Here is an 18,370-nt window from a genome sequence, read left to right as displayed (position 1 = left end):
GTGATGACGGGCGCTGGTCTTGGTGGGTTTGGGAGTTAGGGGACGCGAATGCCTTCACGGAGCAGCCGCGCTCGGGCGCCGGGGTCGAGTAGTGGGTCTGGTGACAGGCCGGTGTCGGTAGGCGGGCCGGGGCTGTCGATGGCGCGCAGGCTGAGGATCTGTTTGATGCTGCCGGTGTTGTCACCGCTGAGCCGGATTCCGACTACCCATGCGAGCAGGGACAGGCGTGCGCCGACGTTGTCGATGACGGCGACCAGGTCGCCGAGTTCGATGCGGGGATCGGGCAGGATCTCGACGTCTCCGAGCGTGGGCAGCGGAGCCGAGGCGACCGAGAGCAGGTAGTTAGCCACGCGTCGGGCCGCTTGGAAGGTCTGAATCCACGGCGTCGCGGGGACCTGGTAGACCTGCGGGCCGTAGCGGGCGCGGCTGGGGTTGTCGGTACTGCGCCACGACATCCGCGACGGGCTTCTTTGCGCCAGACCGGTGGAGTAGATGGCCAGCGATGACGCCCCGCCGGAGGTGACGAGCACCAAGTGCTGATTGAGCACGTTGCGGAACGTCACGGTGAGCTTGGTTCCGTCGCGCTCCACCGTGGTTTCCACGGCACCGTGAACACCGGCCCGACCGTCGAGGTCGGTGGCGAACCGCACGCGTGAGGTGTTCTCGGGTGGGGTGGTCACGTAGACGACGGGTGGTGCGGAGTCGTACTCGGTGACGTCGTACTCGTAGGTCAGTGAGAGGGACGCGTTTGGGATCTGTTGTACGCGGGGTTCGGTGAACCGAAGGGCGGCGGTGCCGGGCTGGTAGGTCTGATACGGGACGTCTACGACGTTGCGGACGTTGTCGATCGCCTCGAACACTTTGATGCTGGCGATCTCGCGTTCGCTGGTCGCCACGTGCACCTTGTCAAAGGAAGGGTTGAGGAACCTGCGGTTGGTGCGCCAGCGGAAGATGCCCAGCGCGTCGAACTCGGCGGTTGCCTGCTCGGCCTGTGCGACGTCGGTGATGACGTCCCATGCCGAGCCGTTCACCGGTGGGATGGCGGCGAGTTCGGATCCGATCTCGTCGAGCACCGCGCCGCGTGTCCAGCCCTGTTGCTCGAACTCGGCCTGTGTGGGTGGACTGTTGCGAATGGACACCTGAACCGCTTCGCACGGCACACCGGAGGTGAGCTGGACGTAGTTCAGGTTGCTGCGGGGCATCGGGTCGAACAGCGACGTGTCGTCGACCGTGTAGGGGTTTCCGGGGCCGGACAGGTACAGCCACGCGCGGGGTTGTAATCCGTCGAACTGCCAGTACACGCCGATGTGCCAGCGCCCCCGGCCGGAGATGTTGGGCCGGGTGAAGATGACCACGCTGGCGTTGGTGCCCAGCCACACCTCGTCACGGGCGAAGTCGACGATCATGCGGACTTGGTTGGTGGCGCCGTCGGCCTGGTAGAACGCCATCAGCGTGAATTTGCCCGAGGCGGCTGCGCTGGTGGTGTCGGCCCAGGTCTCCATGAACAGGCCGCGTCCGGGCACGGTGGTTCGGGTGCGCGGGTCCCAGCGGATCGTGTACTCGTTGCTGGTGGTGGGGGCCATCTCCCACGGAACGTTCGTGCGGGTGTAGCCCGTGACGCCGGAGTGCTGGCGGTAGAACCCGATGTCCGGTGTGACGCCGCCGTGCAGGCTCGCGTACAGGATGCAGTCCTCACGCGGCGGCGGTGCGGAGTGGATGCCCGCGTTGCGCAGGAGGTGGTCCACTACCCAGACGCCCGAGCTGATCGGGCTTCCTGCCGTGGCGGTCACGGTGACGGGGAGCCGGGCGGCGTCGCGCAGGCGCTCGGCCGCGTCCAGTGCGGACACGGTGACAGTGCCGGTCGCGCTGTCGGCGGCGCGGTCACGGACGGAGCCGCGGAACGCCGGAAGGACGCTGGTGTCCAGGCCCCAGCCGTGCACCGCCGATTGCCGTGGCCGGACGATGTCGGACGTGGCGTGCGGGGCATACGGGCTGTAGAGCTGGGTGGCGGTCTGCTCGCCGTCGCCGGACAGCGTGAGCCGGAGCTCGGCCGCCGCCGATCCCTGCACGGCGCGCATCGGCGCCGGGAGGTCGGTGGCGTAGGCGCGGTCCAGCGACCAGGACGTGACTTGCTCGGTCAGGTCCTTGCCGCCGAAGCGGGTCAGGGTCGTGTTCTGCCGTTCGGTCGCGGCCAGGGCGGCGACGAGAGCGGGGTCAGCTTCGAGCACGGCGCACCTCCACCAGGTCGAGGGAGAGGTCTCGTCCCCACGGGCGTGGTTTGTCGCTGTAGGACGTGACGGTCATGGCTGGGCATCCGTCGCCGAGCGGTACCGGGACGCCTGGTTGCGCGGGGACGTCCATGCTCAGCCAGGCGGGGCCGACGAGGACGGGCGCGGGCAAGGCGACCAGGCGCACGGTCGGGCGGACGAACACGGTTCCGGCCGGGGGCAGGTCGTAGACGGTGACGCCCTGCGGCGAGCTGCCGAGCAGGGCGCCGCCCGCGTCGAGGTAGTCGAGCGCGCACACCCCGGACAGCGGGGCGAGCGCGGCGGCGAAGCCCAGCCGCGCACCGGCTACGACAGGCCAGCCACTCCAGTACGGATGCCGCCACCTCAGCGCCGACGTGGACGAGGTGTTGCCGATGGTGACCTGACGGTCAGCCCGTTGGGAGAGCGCGCCGCCACCGTTGGTTTCGTAGGCGCCGAGAGGGCCGTAGCCCTGGGACTGCGGCCCGTCGAGCAGGTTCAGCGCGACCGGTTCGATCACGGCGAACGGAGCTGGACCGGTAACGCGGCGTGCGAGCGCTTCGAGCCATCGCGCGTCGTCCTCGGTCAGGCTGTCGAAGCTGAGCGAGATCCGGCGCGGTGGCGTGGCCAGGCTGGTCACGGTGACGCTCCCGGCCAACGATCGGAACTCGGTCACGCCGAGTCCGATCGAGCGGTCGTGGTCGGTGGCGGCGTCGGTGATCTCCCGCAGGCGGCCGGGTGGTCCGATCCACAGTGATTCCAGCGGGGTTCACCTCCTCGACAGCACCCGTGCCCCGTCTGCGGTGGCGCGGGCGATTTCGGTTGTGCCGACCTGCACGACGATCGGCCGATCGGACAGGGCGGTGACCGCGTCGAGGAACTTCGACAAGTCCGCCGTGCTGACCTGCTGTGCGGCTGCGCCGCGCGAGTCGAGGCCGGCGGGCAGCGCCGATCGTGGCGCGGGCAACTCGGGGATGCGCTCGGTCAGGCCGGACAGGTAGCGGCGGACTGCGGGCTCTTCACGGGCGAACCCGTCAACGAGTCCGCGCATGATGAGAACACCGTTGTCCCGCAACAGAACCCGGTCCCTGGCGGGCGGGCCCTTCCACGAGGGCAACAGGTTCGTGACCTGCCTGAGCTTGTCGCGCAGGTACCCGATCATGGCGTCGATACCGCGTATCAGGCCCCGGATCAGGTTCTTGCCCGCCTCGACCAGCAGCCCGTTGAGATCGCCGAGCGCGCCGATCATCCGGCCCGGCAACGAACCGAGCAGCGTGATCAGCCCGCCGACCATGATGTCGGCCGCGCCCCGGACGAACTGGAGAGCGCCCGAGACGATGTCCCGCACGCCGGACCAGGCACGCGACCAGTCGCCGGTGACAAGGCCCATCGCGACGGACATGATGCCCTGGAGGATGCGCAGCGCACCGGACACAGTGGACACGATGTTGCCGAAGATCGGAATCACGATCTCGTTGAGCAGGAACCGAAGTACGGGAAACAGGTCGTCCTGGAATCGGGCCGACACCATCGCGGCCATGCCGCCCCAGGTGGCGAGCACGTCGGCCGCCTGGGTCACCAGCGGCACCACGGCGGTGATCATCTGGACGAGGGCGGGCAGGACCTCGACGACCAGGCGCAGCAACAGCGGGTAGTTCGGCAGCAGGCCTTCGGACCAGACCCGCATCCACGCTTCCGCCAAGGGCGGCAGAATCGGAAGAAGTCCTTGCAGGGCAATGAGAAGCGTCTCGCCGAGCAGGCGGCCCAGCTCGACGAGCTGAGGTGTGGCGGTGGCCAGACCGTTGCCGAGGACGTCGGCGAGCTGGCGCACGACCTCGACGACGACCGGGAGGACGGGCAGGGCGGCTTGCAGCCCGGCCAGTAGGACCTGAGCCCAGAGGTCGGCGAGCTGGCCGACCAGGGGCAGGGCGGCGGCGAGCGCGTCGAGCAGCGTGCCGCCGATCGCGGCCGCAACGGGCGTCAGCACCCGGAGCAGCGAGGCCAGGGCGGGCGCGGCGATCTGGAGTGCCTGGACCAAGAGCCGTCCGAATTGGACGATCAGCGGGGCCGCTGCGCGGGCCAGCTCGATCAGACTTGGTGTCAGCTCACGGATTGCGCCCGCGAGTCCGCCGCCGACGACCTCGGCGACCAGCTCGGCGATAGCCGGGGCCAGCTCGGCGGCGACACCGGACACGGCGGTCAGTGCGGGCACGAGTACCGAGGCGAGGGCCTGCGCCGCGACGCCGGCGAGTGGCGCGAGCGCGGCGAGAATCCGACCGGCCGGTTCTGCGGCGGCGGCCAGGGTGCCGAACGCCACCCCGATCACGGGTCCGAGCTGTTCGATCGCCGGGGCGACGTAGGTGACGATCGCGTTGCCGACAGCCAGCAACAACGGCAGGAACGCCGCTGTCACCGCCCGCAGACCGGAGAAGATCTGTTGCAGCGCAACGCTTCCCTCGCCCGTGGAGAGGAACGCGGCGAGTGCGCCGGTCAGCGTGTTGAGGTTTCCGAGCAGGCTCACGCCGCCGGAGTTCGCGGCCATGAAGACAGCGCCGATGATCTGGAGAATGTTTCCCAGCAACGTGAACAGCTCGCCGAGCGTGGACAGACCAGAGGAGATCCACCCGGCCAGTTGGCCGGTTTGCCGTGCGTGGCCGATGAACTCACCGAAGTTCGTTGCCCCCTGGGCGAGGCCTTCGGCCAGCGCGGGCAGGAAGCCCGAGCCCACGGCGGCGATGTCGCGCAGTCCCGACAGGACCGGCGACACGCCACCGGCGAGCGCGCTCATGGAGCGCGACGAGTTGTCCAGGATCAGGCGGACGTCGTTGACCGTGCGCGATTCCCGGCCCCACGATGCGAAGCCGCGTGCGGAGAGGTTGAGCGCGTCGGCCATCTCCCCGAGGCCGGTGCGCACGGCGGGCAGGTGCAACGCACCGAGGTCGGACACCTCACGCGCGAGACCGGCGAACAGTCGCTGTTGGACGTCGAGGCGCAAGGTCCCGAACTCGCCCTGAATCTCCCGCACGGCGCGGGCGGTCGCCTGCATGTGCGGGGGCATCTTCGCGATGGCCTCGGCGAACGCGGCGGGGTCGGTCTCCGCGAACGCGTCAGCGAGTCCGCTGGTGCCCATGCGCAGCACGGCGAGCGCCGCCGCTGCAGTGAGGCCTGCAGCGGGGACGAGCAGCAGCGACCCGGAGGCGGCGACGGCCGCGCCGCCGAGTCCGCCCAGGACGGTCACCAACTGGCCTGCTGCGGCGGCCAGGGCGGCGTAGCGCAGGGTGGACGTGCCCACAGTGGCGGTGTGCCGGGTGATGCTCGCCGTGGACCGGTTGACGCTCTGGTCCAGCGACCCGAGCGCGCGAACCGCCGTGCCCAGCGACTTGTCCAGCGTGACCCGCAGGTCTATGTCCTTGCCGGACTCGGCGCGGCGGAACAGGTCGAGTTCGCGCCCGGCCGGGCCGGTGTCGGCCAGGGTGGGCAGGGTGACGCGCTGCTGCTCGGCTTCGCGGGCAGCGGTGCGGATCTGCCGGACGAGGTCCGCGCGGCGCACTTCGGCGTCCAACTGGACCTTGGGCGCTTCGCGTTCGGCTTCCCGCACGGCCTTGGTGACCGCGCGGCCGATGCCGACGAACGAGGGCATGATCTTGAGGTAGGCGTGACCGATGGCGGTCAAGAGAGGGTCACGCCTCCCTCGTCATCATCAGCGCGATCTCACGCAACGGCCGCGCGGCCGTGGTGTCGCGCTCCCCTCCCTTCGCGGGAGCGGTCGGGGCCGGGCCGGGGTTGTGCGTGTCGAGCGCGTCGAGCGGTGAGGCGAGCTGGTCGTCTGTGGCCTCGTGCCCGAGCAGCGCGGCGACGGCCGCCCACAGAGCGGTGAGACGTCGTTCGGTGGCGGCGGCGAGCACGTCCGCACGGGTCCACCGCCCATCGGGGCTCAAAGCGCGCCACAGCGCCGAATCCGGGGGCAGGTGGGTGACCAGCGCGCACACGCGGCGGAACTCCAGCTCGCCGCGGTAGAGGTCGAGCAGGTCGACCCCGTGGCGCAACAGGTCGACTTCGAGTGCTTCGGCGGTGCGGTCGTCGCTCAAGAGCTGAGCGACGGTCAGCGGTTTCCCGCACCCAGCTCCCCCATCACCACCGCAGAGAACTCCTCGGCGTCCTTGGCGGTGCGCGCGAGCGCGCGCCATGCCTTGTACTGCTGCTCTCCGAGGATCATGCGCAGGGCGGTGAGATGCTTGCCCGCCTCCTCAGCCTCCAGTGCGTCAAGGGGGAAGTCCTCGGCGGTCGGCAGAGCGAACGTCTCGCCGCGCCACTCGACGGTCACGTCGGTCTTCGCGCGGGTGGTCTTGGCCTTGGTGGCGGCGGCACGCTGCCGTGTGCTCACGTGGTTGTCCTCCAACAGGATCGGGCGACGGGTCAGGACTTGTCAGGGGCGACGGCCAGTGAGGACGAGCCGAGTCCGGCGATGACGGCCGGATCGTCGGTCAGCCACACGGCCAGGGTGGTGGACGATCCGGGCGGGGCAAGCGCGGAAAAGCTCATGCCCCAACGGGCTTCCTGTGTCCGGGACCACTGGGCGTCGTCGGTCTCGGAGACCTCGGCGCGCGGGACGTAGAGCCGGTGGTGGTAGATCTCGGTTTCGCTGATCGCGTCCGTCCAGTCGATACACAGCGCCCGGACGTCGCTCTTAGGGAGCGTGCTGATCTCAGCGCGGTACTTCTTGCTGCCCTGCGCTGTCTCCGCGAACACCAGACCGCCGAAGTAGGCGGACAGGACCTGTGCCTTGGTCTCCTGAAAGACGCTCTTCACGGTCAGTTCGTGGGACTTGATGATGTACCGGGCCGGGGTGATGCGCTGCCAGTGCGCCGTCCCCTCCTTTTCCACCTTGCGGGCCAGCGTCACGCCGTCCTCGGTGGTCAGGCCGAGACCGGACCAGACAGCGGGCAGCGCCGTCGTGGCGTCGGTGGGTTCCGGGGTTCCTGGTGGGGCTAGGGAAAGCTCGCCTGTTCCGGCGACGCGGACCAGGCTCGTGTTGATAGCCAAGGGCGTTTCTCCAATGAGGACAAGGGGGAAGCCCGCCTCACCGACCCCCAGTCAATGAGGCGGGCAAGCGGGTGTGTGGGATTGCGCGGGATGTGGTCAGCGCGTCGAGGCGCGGGCGGTCACCGTGACGACGATGAACGCGAGTGGCGCGGAGGTGTGCGGGTCGACCCCGGATATCGGGGCGGTGTCGGGTTCGGCGGCGAGGAACGCACCCGAGGCGCGGCGAGCGCACAGCAGGCCCATCACGAGCGCTACCAACGCTTTCGCCGCGTGCTCGGTGCGGTGCCAGCACGTGATCCGGATCGAGGCGGTCTGAATCACCGGCCAGTCCCAGTCATGGTCATCGGCGGCGACCAGCAGCCACGGCAACGACGGCGGGCCGCCGTTGTGACCGCGTCCGGTTTCCGTGGCGACCTGCACGCCGCGCACGATCTCGCCGGCGTTTCCCGCGAGCAGGCGGCGCACCAGCCGCACCACCAGTTCCACCACGTCGACCGGCACCGGCACACCGGCGGCGGTCACGACCGCTTCCGTTTCCGGCGGCGCGGCTTGCGGAATCCCTTGGCCCGCAACCCGATACTCGCAGCGGCACGCTTCAACACGCCGTGCTTCGCTTCCATGCCGACACCGGCGGGGTGCGGGATCGCCACACTGACGGCTGCCCTGTCGGTGTCGGTCTCCTCCCGTACCTCGACCGGGAGTGGGGACCCGTCCTCGACGGTGTGCCCCTGCGCCCGGACCTCGGCCGCGACTTCGTGCGCCGCCTCGCGCAGCAACTCACGGACCTGTTCGCTCTTGAGCAGCGCGGCGAGGCCAGCGCGGTCACGGTGGAACTCCGCCACCGGGCGTCACCTCCTCGTTCCGGGCTGTGAGCGTGGTAGTCGCCGAGTTGCGGCGCCCTTGACACGCGACCGAGAATCGAACTCATGTTCGAAGGTGTGCGGGTGCCGTTGGATCTCGGCGAGGTGCGGGAGAAGGGCGTTGGTATCCGGTTCGACCGGAACGACGTGTTCCCGAAGTGGTTTGCGCGCACGGGTGTGGAGCCGACCGACCTCATGCGACAGCAGGGTTTCGGTCTGCCTGACGAGGTCGACGCGACGTTGTACGCGTGGGTGCGGACCAGGACCGGACGCCTGCACGGCTACGTGGTGTACGAGCGTGAGACGCCGTTCGGGACGCTGCCGTTCGCGCACACCGTGCCCCGCTGGTATCTGCGGATGGTGCACCCGGACGGAGAGACCCCGTACTGATACAACCGATCAGGTGAAACAGTGGCTCAGCGCCGTGACCGCCCTTTGCCGAAAGCGGATCGTGCAGTACAAGCTGGAAGGTGAACCTTGAACTGTTGGTGCCGCTGACCGCCGCCGTAGTTGCGAGCATTCCCGTGTGGATCTTGGTGGTTGCCCTTCGGGGAGCAAAGCCCGAAGAGCGACCCGCCATCATCCGCGCGTTGACGGGCTTCGTCCGAGCGAACCGGCGTGAGGGAATCCCTATCCGTCAGCGTGAGTCAGGGTCGTCTCGTAGTGAACTCGACCAGGCCGGGGCTCCCAACGCTCGGGGTCGCCCTCGACCTGGTAAACGCGGCCGTCGTGCTCGACGCGTTCGCGCGCGGCGATCGGGTCCAGGGTGAACAGCCACCACGAGCCGGTGACGGCCTGGCGGCCGGGTTCACTGCTGGTGGTGCTCGTGCGGGGTTGCATCATCCCGCGAACGGTGCGGCGGGACGCTGCCGGTCCGTAGTCCAATCGGGACACGGGGTTGTCGTACTCGTCGGGTTGTTCAGCCGGAGTGACGATCGTCAGCGTGTGCGGGAGGTGCAGGCGGCGGCACCTCCCCTTGGGGTTCGCTGTACTCGACGAACCGCCACGGCATCGGCTCGCCGGGTGTGCCGTCCGCGTAGACGACAGGGACGGTGTCCGGGAGGTCGGCGTGGTCTCCCGCGCTGTGCGGGGTGCGAGTCGAGCGCAGGCCGGAGCGGCGCGCGATCCGGCGCAGGACGGCCCGTTCGTCAGTGGTGAGGTAGACGCCGGTCACGGTGGCGTCGCCGTACCGGTAGCCGTACTGACCGATGGTCTCGGACGCGTACCCGTCCGGGTTGCGCAACGCCCGCCCAGCCGCTTGGCACACGATCGTCACGACCACGGCCGGGACGGTCGGGGCCAGCAGCGCGGGCGGTACCTCGGCGCGCACGAGCGCCGAGGCGTCGGTGAGCGCTGCGAGGCCGCGTGCTTCCTCGGGGGTGCCGACGAGGGCGCGTTGCGCGCGGGTCTCCAGCTCCGGCAGCGTCGCGAGCGGCGCGGCCGGGGCGGTCACGGAGTCGCGGCAGTCGTCAGACGCAACGCGCGCTTCACCACGTTGTCGTCCTTCGTGGTCTCCGCACCCGCCAGCGTGCTGACCACGCTGCGGTCCTGCTGGAAACCGGGGTCGTAGTCGCGGATCAGGCGCAGGGCGAAACCGTTGTAGGTCACCGAGTCGCCGAACGTCGCACCGGCCGGGACGTCGAGAGCCCTTGTCACGAGCGGGAAAGCCGTGCGGTGGTAGGCGACGGCGCTTCCGTCCGCGAGGTAGTTGGTCGGCACGACCACGAACCCGTAGAGCTTGCCGATGATCGCGTCACGCAGGGCGGCCGGGGAACCCGAGACGTCCACGGGGATCAGCTTGTTGCGCGGGTCGTTGAGGATCATCGCCTCAACCTCGGCGCTCACCGCGAAGAACCTGTCTTCGACGGGGACACCCGCCTTGTTGAGGCGCTTGCGGGCCTCGATCAGCATCGTGTGAACGTCGGTGCCGTCCGCCTTGAGCGTGATCGAAGACGTGAGCGCGTTCATCTGCGCGGCGAGGAGGCTCTCGACGCCGCGCGCGACGCTCTTGGCCTGCGGGGTGGCGATCTGCGTGGTGAAGTCGCGGACGTTGAGCGTGAGCTGTTCGTCCGGGAGGTTGATTCCCTTGTACAGGTAGGTGTTCAGGCGGACGTCAACGCCGACTTCCTTGACGTCGTCCACCACGATGGGCTGGTTGGCGGAGCGGTTGAAGGTGCGCGCCTCGCCGACCACGGTGTCGGTGCGCACCGTGACCACGTCGCCCTGCTTGCCGCTGAACGAGCTTTCGGCGTCACGCCACGCGGTCGCGCCCAGCACGGTCTGGTTTTCCAGCGCGGCGATGCTCGCGCTGGCGATCTGCTTCGGTGTGAGGAACTGGTTCGGGATGAGCGTGTCTCCTTAGGACAACGGGCCTTATGGGGTGGGCGGCTTGCCGAACACGGCCCGCGCGATCGCTGCCGGGTCGTCCTCGGCGGTCTCGGCGGGCGGTGCCGCCGAAGCTGGGCGCAGCGCCTCGACCGGGCGGCGGCCCGGCGCAGTCGCCGCGGACGCGGCGGGCGTGGCGGGTGCAGAGGCCGGCGGGGCGGCGGACGCTCCCGCCGCGAGGGTCTTGAGCAGCTCGGCGAACGTGGTGGCGTCGGCGGTCAGCTCGGCCTCGTCCTTGCCGCGCAACCGATCGGCGATCGAGTCGTCCAGCCCGGCCGCGCGGGTGACGCGCAGGCGGGTCAGCTGGTTCTCGGCGTCGGCGGCGCGCTGCTCCAGCTCGGGGACGCGGGCCGCGAACGACTGTGCCTCGGCCAGCTGCGCGCGAAGGGACTCGCTGTCGCTGGTGTCCTCGGTGGACGGCCGGGCCGGTGCGGCGGGCGGAGCGCTCTCCGGTGCGACGGCGGGCGCGGCCTGCTCGCCCGTGCCGGGACCGGTGGCGCTGATGGGGTCGGGTGCGGTCACGGGAGGGACCTCCTCGGGTCGGGTGTCGGTCGAGCTGGGGCGGTAGGCCGACCACCAGCGGTCGATGGCGTGCGCGGTCCAGGCCGGGCGTGCGTCGGCGTGGGCGCGGTGCTTGGCGATCTCGGCCGGGACGGCCAGGACGACGACGCGCGACGCGCCCAGGCGAGTGGCCAGGGCGGCGCGGTCGTTCAGGTGAGGTGCGGAGCGGATCACCCAGACCCGCCCGGATTCCGCAGCGGACAGACGGCGTTCGATCTCTGTTCGGGCTGCCGTGCGGATCGCGGGCGGGTGGTCGTAGGGGTGCGGGCTGCCCAGCTCGACGGCCAGCCGGTCGAAGTCCAGGACGAGATCACCGGGGGCCGCGCGGGCGGCGACGAACGTGGACTTGCCCGCGCACGGCGGGCCGGTGACGATCACGACGTCCCGCACGGGCCTCCCTTCCAGGGGAGGCCGCGGAGCTACTTCGCGGCGCGCATCCGGGCCTCGTGCGCACGCCGGAACGCGTTGCGGGCTTCCTTGCCCTGCAATCCGTTCTCGACGACCACGGAGTCCCACAGAGCGGCGAACTGCTTCGCGGTCTCGGGGAGGTCGGTGGCGGGGTCGTAGACGGCCTCCACGGTGCAGGTGCATCCGGTGTGGAAGGGCTCCGGTTTGCCGTCGCGCAACGTCAGCGTCCCGGAATCACGGGTGTTGTAGACGGGGCCGCGTGAGGCGAGCATCGCGCAGAACGCGCACGCTTTCGCGCCCGTGATGCGCTGGTAGCCCAGCGCCAGGTCATCGCGGCGGATCGCCTGGTCCAGCGCGCCACGGCCCCCGCCTGCAGCGTGACGCATCGCCGCAGCGGCAACGCCCGGTCCTGCGCGTTCGGCGGCCTCGTGCGGGTCGAGCCCGGCAGCGCTCAGACGCTTGATAGTGCTCGGGCCGGTCACAAGCAACGACACCTCGGCGGCGTCGCGCCACCCCGCCTCGAGTACTTCCCGGGGCGGCGGCACGAGGCCGGCGCCGAGCTCGGCGCGGCGGAACGCCTCGAAGTAGTCCAGCGCCACCCGCTCGGACTTCGAGCGGTGGCGGCCGATCAACTCCAGCACCCGCCGTTTCCAGCCCGACACCGTGACGTCGAGCCGGAACGGATCGAGCAACGACCACAACCCGAGCACATCGCGGACCAGGCGGACGCTGTCGTTGGCCTGCGCACGGCGGTGCTGATCGGTGAGCCTGGTGCCCTCAGCCGTTACCGCCATTCACCACCGCCCAACCTCACACCAACACTGTGATCCGAGTCACGACCTGGTCGGACTTCTTGGAATGTGTACGAGTGGCTGGTGGTTGCCAGTGAGAGCTGCGGGTTGCTGCACGAAGCTGTTGCGCAAGTCAGCGCGATAACCAGTCGCTCCATAGACAACAACGTTGAACTTCTTTTAATAGCCGCCTATTTGCTGGCTTGCCACGCGATAGGCCATCGTGTGCTCGACGAGCGCGAGGAGGTGGCCATGTTGTCGAATGCCGTGACGGTCGGCCTGTTGGCAGCCGCGATCACGGGAGTGTGCAGCCTTCTACGGTTCGCCATCGCGATGAGGAAGACCGCTCCTGCTGACAGGCCCGACATCATTCGTGCGCTGAACGAGGGAACCGCGTCAGGCGCAATCGGTCAGCAGGTCCGGCGGAGATCCACAAGACGCCGTGCGCGCGCGGACGACGCTGGCACGGACTAGTCGGGAAATGTCGCACGACCGAGGACATCGGCCAACAGCGTGTGGCCGTCGGCTGACGAGGGCATCGCCGCCCAGCGTTGAACGTCGGTGTCGGTGACTCCGGGAAGTCGTTCCCATGTCGACTGGGGCGGTACTCCGAGCATCGTGACGGCCTTACCCCAGGCGTCGACCACGGCGGCCAGCGAGCGGGACTGGGTGTTGCGCCAGCGGACTTGCGCGGTGGTGTCCTGCCATCCGGTGAGATCTCCGGCGAGCAGGCAGCACAACCGCAGGACCTGTTCCCAGCTTTCGCCGTAGGAGGTGCGGCGCTCGCCTACTCGGCGCTGTAGTCCGTCCTCGGCGGCGTCGAGTGCGTCGGCCGCGAGGTTCGTCAGGCTCGCCAACAGCGTGTGCGGCGGGGTCTGCGTGATCGCCGCCAGGTGCCGCAACACCTGTTCGAGTACTTCGACGTAGCCGCTCAGTGGGCTTGCGTCGAACGTGCCGAAGCGTGTTTCCGGGCTGTCCGAGTGCAACAGCCGGTCCGGGCCGATCGGTGGCTCTTCGCCGTCGTCGAGTTCGAGCCCGGCCGCCCAGCGCTGCCGATGCGCCCCGGACTGCGAAGCGGCCATCAACAGGAACGTCTGGAAGTTGACGCGGTCCTGAATGTCGAGGATCGGTTCCACGACACCGGGCGTGTGGCCGTCGAGGTCGTCCTCGTCCACGAACCGGATGACCGGGCAGACGCCCACACCGTGTTCGCGGTGTTCCACGTAGGACAGCGCCCCGTCCCGGTCCGGGGCGAGGAAGTAGACAGCCTGGTCGTCGTACAGCCGGTAGAGCGTCTGCGGGCCGGACGGGCTGTAGGAACGCGATTTCAGCAGCGCGTACACGGGCCATTCGTCGTCCGGGTCCGCGTAGAACGCGCTCATGTTCTGCGGTGAGTGGCCCTTGATGACCGGCCCCGGATCACCAGGCAGCACCGTCACGAACGCCGTCCCGTACTTCAGCGCCGCACGGTGCACGGCGGCTTGCCTGCGCGCCATGCGGTTGCCGGTCCAGTGGCGCCACCCGGCCGAGTCGCCGGCGGTGGCGCTCGGGTCCGTGGCGCGGTAGCCGTCCACGAACAGGTTCTGCGCCATGAGCTGCACCAGCAGTCGGCACCAGTTGGTCCGGCTCTTGCGCAGCATCCACAGGTAGTGGGCTTTCGCGTTCTTGGGCGCGAACGGTAGATCGTGGTCGCCCTTGACGTACCGGTGGATCTTGTCGTTGCGGGTCTGGTCCGGCCAGCGGCCGAGCAGGCGTTGCGCCACGTCAGCGGTTTCCGTGCGCGTAAGCGCCACCTGTCACCCCCTTGTCTTGGTGTTGGGGCGTCAGGTGAAGACGCGGAGCTTGCCGCCGCGCTTGCGTGCACGCTTGGCCCACGCGGGCGAGGCGAGCACCAAGCGGCGGACGTGCCGGGCGATGATCAGGCAGACGGCCAAGTCGATTTTGTGCGGGGACTCCCGCGACTCTTTCGAGATGGTCACGCCGTACCGGTTTGGTGACCGGCGCGCGTTGAGAACGTGCCGCCGCAGCCTCAGATCTCCGTCATGGGTCAGGGTGCGGTCGCGGATGTCGATCAACGCGCGGCCGGTGGCTTGGGTGGTTTCCTGGGCACGGCCGCGCATGTCGAACGCGACGGCGTGCCGATTGCGGCCTGTGCTGGCTTCGATCAGAAGGTCGTCGCCGAACTCCAGCGCCCAACTGTCCACATAGGATTCAAACTCACGGACGTCAGCGAAGAATCCCACGACGTCGAACCGCTCGAACGCAGTACGCACAGCCAGGTCCGCCGCGTCCCGGTCGACCTGCCAGGCCTGGTCGGCGGGAAGGTCCTCGGGGCGTTCCTGCACGTGCAGCACACCCGCGTGTCCATCCGACATGCGCACGCCGAGCAGGCCGGTTGCGTCGTCGCTCTTGCTGCCGTCGAACATCATCACGATGGTGTCGCCGTCGTCGAACGGCGGGGCGTCCTCGTCCAGACAACCGTCCCACTCGGACACGGTGGTCCAGGCGGTCGCGGCGGCCCCGGCGACGTTGAAGAAGTAGCGCTTGCTCTCCTCGACGTCCTTCGCGATGTCCCAGAACTCGTTCTCGACGATCCCGGCCAGGTCCATCCACGCAGCGGCCGGTCCGTAGACCTCGGTGAGCGCGGCGACCATCGCGTCCAGGTCGGTGAGATCGACGTCGGCCGGGGCGTGCCGGTGGTCCCACAGCAGCCGGGACGCACGCGTGCGTCCCTCCCTGATTGCGTTGGCCTGCTTGTGGACCGTCTCCAGCGTGGAGTCTTGACCGCCCTGGTACATCGTCGAGGTGAGCAGTCCCCACGGCTCGGCCGCGCGCCTCTTCCTCAGGTTCCTGTCCACCGTCTTGAACATCCGCCGCAACTCCGGCGTGATGTAGAGGTGCGGCTCGTCGTAGATCGCCAAGCTCTCCTTGCCGCCGTCCTTTGCGGACGAACTGGCGGTGGACGGGATGATCTCGCCACCCTCGGGCAGCAAGATCCGCGTCAGCCCGGCGGCGTCGCGAGGCAGGTCCTCACCGAGCGGTCCCTGTGCCAGGTTGAAGTGAATGACGTCGTAGGTGTTGCCCGCCTGCGACTCTTCCGTTGCGAGACAACGAATGTACGGATAGGTGATCGGGCGGCCCATCGGCTCACCCGGCGAGTAGGTGTAGGTGAAGCCCCGCCACGTGAAGGTTTCGCCACCCTCGGCCCAGCCGGCGAATCGGGCGGGGCCACGCGCCTCGAACAGGCCGACGAACCCGGCAAGCTCGCTCTTGGCGCGGCCCTTCGCCCGCACGAGCGCGGCACGCGAGTAGAGGCGGCGGCCCTGCCGGTTCAGGCTGTACGCGTCGGTGATGAACCCGGCGAACTCGTCGTCAAGCTCGACGTCATCGCCTTGTACGTCACCAGGTCCGTGCACGGCCCAGTGTTCGATCCACGCGCAGGCCAACCAGCCCAGCGAACGCGTGCGGTCGTGCTCGGGGGCGTAGACGAGTTCACGAGGCACCAGACAACCTCTTGCGGCGCTCGTCCAGTCGCGTCACGGCGGCAGGATCTGCCGCGGACGTGGCGGATTCGTCCACCGGGTCGACGTACCGGATACGGAGCTTGAGACGGTCCTCGTGCGTGAGGCCGAGCTTTGCCGACCGCAACCGCAGCTCCGGCGCTCGGTTCAACTCGCCGCGCCAGAAGTCGTCCACCAGGCGGGCCGTCTCGATCGCGAACCGCCAGTCGGTGTCAGTCCACAACCGACAGTGCGGCATCCGTCGCACAGCCTCCCACCACGCCCGCGTCTCGACATGCCAGCGCTGACGACCGCGCGACGGAAGATCAGGAGATGTGCCGGTCCACGGGACGTTCTCCACGGTGGTCCAGTCGTAGGACTTCGCATTGCGGTTGCGGGGGTTCTCGCTGGGCGGACGACCGGTAATCGCCACGCTCACCCCCTGGTCGGCCACGTTTGCGCGGATCGTGCGAGCCGCTAGCATTTGTGGATGGCTGGCACCATCTCCGGTTTCTACCTACGTCAGACCCGCGACCTATGGCTGTGCGGGGAGCCTGAGGGCTGGGCAGAGATAATGACCGGAAAAGGACCGTGGTCCCACGAGGTATTTACCGAGACGGTATGGTCTCATGAAATTGACGCCGGGATCTCGATTTCCGGCCAGCGGCAAGGGACTTTTGAATTCGACTTCGCAGGCTACCCCTCGGCTCTTACCGACTGGGACGAAGGCGACTCCCCCTCCGCCTTCGATTTCGATGAACTTCTTCGAGCCACGCGCGTGCGGGTCAACGTAATGAATGCGTTCGCATTGGCCCTACACTCGGCGTTCGTGTCGGTAGAGCGCCACGGTGCCGAGCCCTTTTCGTTGACGCACACTGATCTTTACCACCGGCATCCGTCGGGAAATGGAATTGGCGGCAACGCAATCCTCGGCTTGCCCAATACGCCGGAGGACAAGTGGCGCGCTGGCGGCGCTGTCTCGGCGGCGGTGATGGACAAGGCCGCCGATCTGCTAAACCAAGTCCTACAACACGAGGCGCCCGGCACGCTAGACCTCATCGTCTTGGTTAACCAAGCCCTGGTTGCGCACACGAAACATGACTTTGCTGGCTCCATCATCGCATTTTGGACGGTTTGCGAGGCATTGCAGAACCAGCTATGGAAAAGCTACTACGAACAGCAAATCGCGGCAGCAGGTGGAACGGTGAGCAAGAAGCGTCGAGAAAAGCTGAACGGCCGAGACTTCACGGCGTCCATTGTTTCTGAAATTCTTGGCCTGGCCGGAGTTCTGCCCGCCCCGCTTCACGCCTCGCTTGACGAGAACCGGATTCTGCGCAACAAGTGGCTGCATGGCGGGAAGATCCCGACGTACATCGACTCCGGCAAATGCGGCGAGACCGTGAAGGAGATGTTGAGGCTTACGCTAGGAATCGACCTGCCTTTGGCCCTTTCCATCGGAGCGTCTGGCCTCTAAGTCTCAATCAAGGCTTTGGGTACGGCTTGTGCATCCGCCGCAGCACGCGCCGCGTGGTCTTGTTCAATGGAAGGATGTACCGGTGCTTGACCGGTAGATTCCGTATCCGGTGGGCCTGCGGGTCGACTGTGCGGCGCACGTAGTCGAGGCTCGTCTCGTCCGTTCGCTTGCGGTACCGGGCGAAGTTGGACACGGTCCTGCCGTGGGTCTTCACGCCCTGCACCAGGTAGTAGGCATCCGAGCTTCCGCGCGCTCCGGTGTAGAGCCAGCTAGCGGCCTGGTAGACGCCGCCGTGATGGCCCTGCGCGGTATCGGCGTAGGAAACGACCAGGCGCAGGCCGGGGCACGCGGCGCGGAGCTGGCGCAGGCTCGCGGCGATCATCTGCGTGACTGGCGAGTCGTGGTCGGTGAGCGCGATGCGGACCAGCTCGACGCATTCGGTTTGTGTCAGCCCGAACGGGCTGGACATGTGGTTGTTCGCGCCTCGGCCGTAGACGATCGCGCCGATGAACCGACAGTCCTCCCACACACCAAAGCACGCGATCTTGCCGTTGGGCAGGGTGCCCGAGTAGTGCCAGCGCTGGGCCGCGTACTTCGCGGCGGCGCGCGTGCACGGGGCAACGAGAAGGTCAGTCGCGCGGCTCACCTCCTCCGGCCGGGATCTCACGCTTGCGCTTGCGCGGCGGAGAGAGCTGATCGAGACGCGGGATCTCGACGGCGAAGGGTGTGAAGTCGATCAGCTCGATCTCGTTGGCGTCAGCCGGATCGTGGGCAGGTTTCAACGACGGGCCTCCTCGGGTGAGCATGGCGGGGAGTTGCGCCGCGCGGCGCAGGGAAGTCGCCGGCGGGACGGTCACGTGGCGCGGCGTGAGAAGTGGCCGGCGGTGGCGGCGAGGTGGCGCCGCGTGAGCGCCGACGCCACGTGGCGAAAAGGCCCGAGTTTCGTACAGACCGCGAGGAGCTATGACGTACCGGTGGGGCCGCGGACGCGGCGGGGGTCACCCCCCACCCCTCAGCCGTGCGGCGCGGCCCGGGAGCGTTTCGGGGCCGTTAGCGCAGGCTGAGAGCCCTTCTGCGGGGACGTCGGCACAGTCTTGGACTG

General features: G+C 68.6%; 21 protein-coding genes. 3 read left to right on the top strand and 18 right to left on the bottom strand.

Annotated elements, in window-relative coordinates; all coding sequences use genetic code 11:
• Positions 1–35: 35 nt before the first annotated feature.
• From UK23_RS15510 to UK23_RS15475, 8 genes are all read right to left on the bottom strand, one after another.
• Positions 36–2,228, bottom strand: a complete 2,193-nt coding sequence (locus UK23_RS15510; protein WP_045312216.1) for a hypothetical protein — start codon at positions 2,226–2,228, stop codon at positions 36–38.
• Entirely contained in the window at positions 2,215–2,922 is a 708-nt protein-coding gene (locus UK23_RS15505; RefSeq protein WP_045312215.1) for a hypothetical protein, read from the bottom strand. The genes UK23_RS15510 and UK23_RS15505 overlap by 14 nt, the downstream gene beginning before the upstream one ends.
• 93 nt (positions 2,923–3,015) lie before the next feature.
• Positions 3,016–5,919 (bottom strand): hypothetical protein, encoded by a 2,904-nt coding sequence (locus UK23_RS48680; RefSeq protein ID WP_052684694.1) that lies wholly within the window; start codon positions 5,917–5,919, stop codon positions 3,016–3,018.
• Between the two features lie 7 nt (positions 5,920–5,926).
• The gene (locus UK23_RS52655; RefSeq protein ID WP_063778074.1) at positions 5,927–6,334 is read right to left on the bottom strand and encodes a hypothetical protein; all 408 of its coding nucleotides are present in this window, start codon (positions 6,332–6,334) and stop codon (positions 5,927–5,929) included.
• A 14-nt stretch (positions 6,335–6,348) separates the two neighbouring features.
• Complete coding sequence (locus UK23_RS15490; protein ID WP_045312256.1) at positions 6,349–6,630, bottom strand: hypothetical protein; 282 nt, start codon at positions 6,628–6,630, stop codon at positions 6,349–6,351.
• 32 nt (positions 6,631–6,662) lie between these two features.
• Positions 6,663–7,289 (bottom strand): hypothetical protein, encoded by a 627-nt coding sequence (locus tag UK23_RS15485; RefSeq protein WP_156213128.1) that lies wholly within the window; start codon positions 7,287–7,289, stop codon positions 6,663–6,665.
• Between the two features lie 96 nt (positions 7,290–7,385).
• A complete protein-coding gene (locus UK23_RS15480; RefSeq protein ID WP_045312213.1) occupies positions 7,386–7,811 on the bottom strand; it encodes a hypothetical protein in 426 nt (141 codons plus the stop codon).
• Positions 7,808–8,131: a hypothetical protein gene (locus tag UK23_RS15475; RefSeq protein ID WP_045312212.1), complete on the bottom strand. Its 324-nt coding sequence runs from the start codon at positions 8,129–8,131 to the stop codon at positions 7,808–7,810. The genes UK23_RS15480 and UK23_RS15475 overlap by 4 nt, the downstream gene beginning before the upstream one ends.
• Positions 8,132–8,215: 84 nt before the next feature.
• Here UK23_RS15475 and UK23_RS15470 point away from each other — a divergent pair, with 84 nt between their 5' ends.
• Positions 8,216–8,539 carry a hypothetical protein gene (locus tag UK23_RS15470; protein ID WP_045312211.1) on the top strand — a complete coding sequence of 108 codons (324 nt, stop codon included), beginning with the start codon at positions 8,216–8,218 and terminating at the stop codon, positions 8,537–8,539.
• Between the two features lie 240 nt (positions 8,540–8,779).
• Here the strand turns inward: UK23_RS15470 and UK23_RS15465 are convergent, their stop codons facing one another.
• The 5 genes from UK23_RS15465 to UK23_RS48665 all read right to left on the bottom strand — a co-directional run bounded on the left by UK23_RS15465 (position 8,780) and on the right by UK23_RS48665 (position 12,297).
• Entirely contained in the window at positions 8,780–8,992 is a 213-nt protein-coding gene (locus UK23_RS15465) for a hypothetical protein (protein WP_156213127.1), read from the bottom strand.
• A 76-nt stretch (positions 8,993–9,068) separates the two neighbouring features.
• On the bottom strand, positions 9,069–9,602 hold the full coding sequence (locus UK23_RS48675; protein ID WP_052684693.1) for a hypothetical protein: 534 nt from the start codon (positions 9,600–9,602) through the stop codon (positions 9,069–9,071).
• Positions 9,599–10,426, bottom strand: a complete 828-nt coding sequence (locus UK23_RS15455) for a P22 phage major capsid protein family protein (RefSeq protein ID WP_045312209.1) — start codon at positions 10,424–10,426, stop codon at positions 9,599–9,601. The genes UK23_RS48675 and UK23_RS15455 overlap by 4 nt, the downstream gene beginning before the upstream one ends.
• Positions 10,427–10,522: 96 nt before the next feature.
• Positions 10,523–11,485, bottom strand: a complete 963-nt coding sequence (locus tag UK23_RS48670; protein WP_052684692.1) for a hypothetical protein — start codon at positions 11,483–11,485, stop codon at positions 10,523–10,525.
• A 29-nt stretch (positions 11,486–11,514) separates the two neighbouring features.
• Positions 11,515–12,297: a hypothetical protein gene (locus tag UK23_RS48665; RefSeq protein WP_052684691.1), complete on the bottom strand. Its 783-nt coding sequence runs from the start codon at positions 12,295–12,297 to the stop codon at positions 11,515–11,517.
• Positions 12,298–12,363: 66 nt separating this feature from the next.
• Here UK23_RS48665 and UK23_RS15440 point away from each other — a divergent pair, with 66 nt between their 5' ends.
• On the top strand, positions 12,364–12,768 hold the full coding sequence (locus UK23_RS15440) for a hypothetical protein (protein WP_045312208.1): 405 nt from the start codon (positions 12,364–12,366) through the stop codon (positions 12,766–12,768).
• Here the strand turns inward: UK23_RS15440 and UK23_RS15435 are convergent.
• The 3 genes from UK23_RS15435 to UK23_RS15425 are packed head-to-tail and all read right to left on the bottom strand — an operon-like array spanning position 12,765 to position 16,227.
• Positions 12,765–14,087 carry a phage portal protein gene (locus UK23_RS15435; RefSeq protein WP_045312207.1) on the bottom strand — a complete coding sequence of 441 codons (1,323 nt, stop codon included), beginning with the start codon at positions 14,085–14,087 and terminating at the stop codon, positions 12,765–12,767. The two genes, UK23_RS15440 and UK23_RS15435, sit on opposite strands and share 4 nt — an antisense overlap.
• A 30-nt stretch (positions 14,088–14,117) precedes the next feature.
• The gene (locus UK23_RS15430; protein ID WP_045312206.1) at positions 14,118–15,797 is read right to left on the bottom strand and encodes a terminase; all 1,680 of its coding nucleotides are present in this window, start codon (positions 15,795–15,797) and stop codon (positions 14,118–14,120) included.
• Entirely contained in the window at positions 15,787–16,227 is a 441-nt protein-coding gene (locus UK23_RS15425) for a hypothetical protein (protein ID WP_156213126.1), read from the bottom strand. The genes UK23_RS15430 and UK23_RS15425 overlap by 11 nt, the downstream gene beginning before the upstream one ends.
• Positions 16,228–16,284: 57 nt before the next feature.
• Here UK23_RS15425 and UK23_RS15420 point away from each other — a divergent pair, with 57 nt between their 5' ends.
• Positions 16,285–17,268 (top strand): hypothetical protein, encoded by a 984-nt coding sequence (locus tag UK23_RS15420; RefSeq protein WP_045312205.1) that lies wholly within the window; start codon positions 16,285–16,287, stop codon positions 17,266–17,268.
• 7 nt (positions 17,269–17,275) lie between these two features.
• On the opposite strand, the gene UK23_RS15415 is transcribed toward UK23_RS15420, so the two are convergent.
• Entirely contained in the window at positions 17,276–17,914 is a 639-nt protein-coding gene (locus tag UK23_RS15415; RefSeq protein WP_045312204.1) for a hypothetical protein, read from the bottom strand.
• Positions 17,898–18,125, bottom strand: coding sequence for a hypothetical protein (locus UK23_RS51550; RefSeq protein ID WP_156213125.1), 228 nt, complete (start codon positions 18,123–18,125; stop codon positions 17,898–17,900). Before UK23_RS51550 ends, UK23_RS15415 begins: the two co-directional genes overlap by 17 nt.
• Positions 18,126–18,370: the final 245 nt, after the last annotated feature.

It is taken from the genome of Lentzea aerocolonigenes, from assembly GCF_000955955.1.
In the GTDB taxonomy this organism is placed as follows: Bacteria; Actinomycetota; Actinomycetes; order Mycobacteriales; family Pseudonocardiaceae; genus Lentzea; species Lentzea aerocolonigenes_A.
This window is presented reverse-complemented; position numbering and strand designations above follow the sequence as displayed.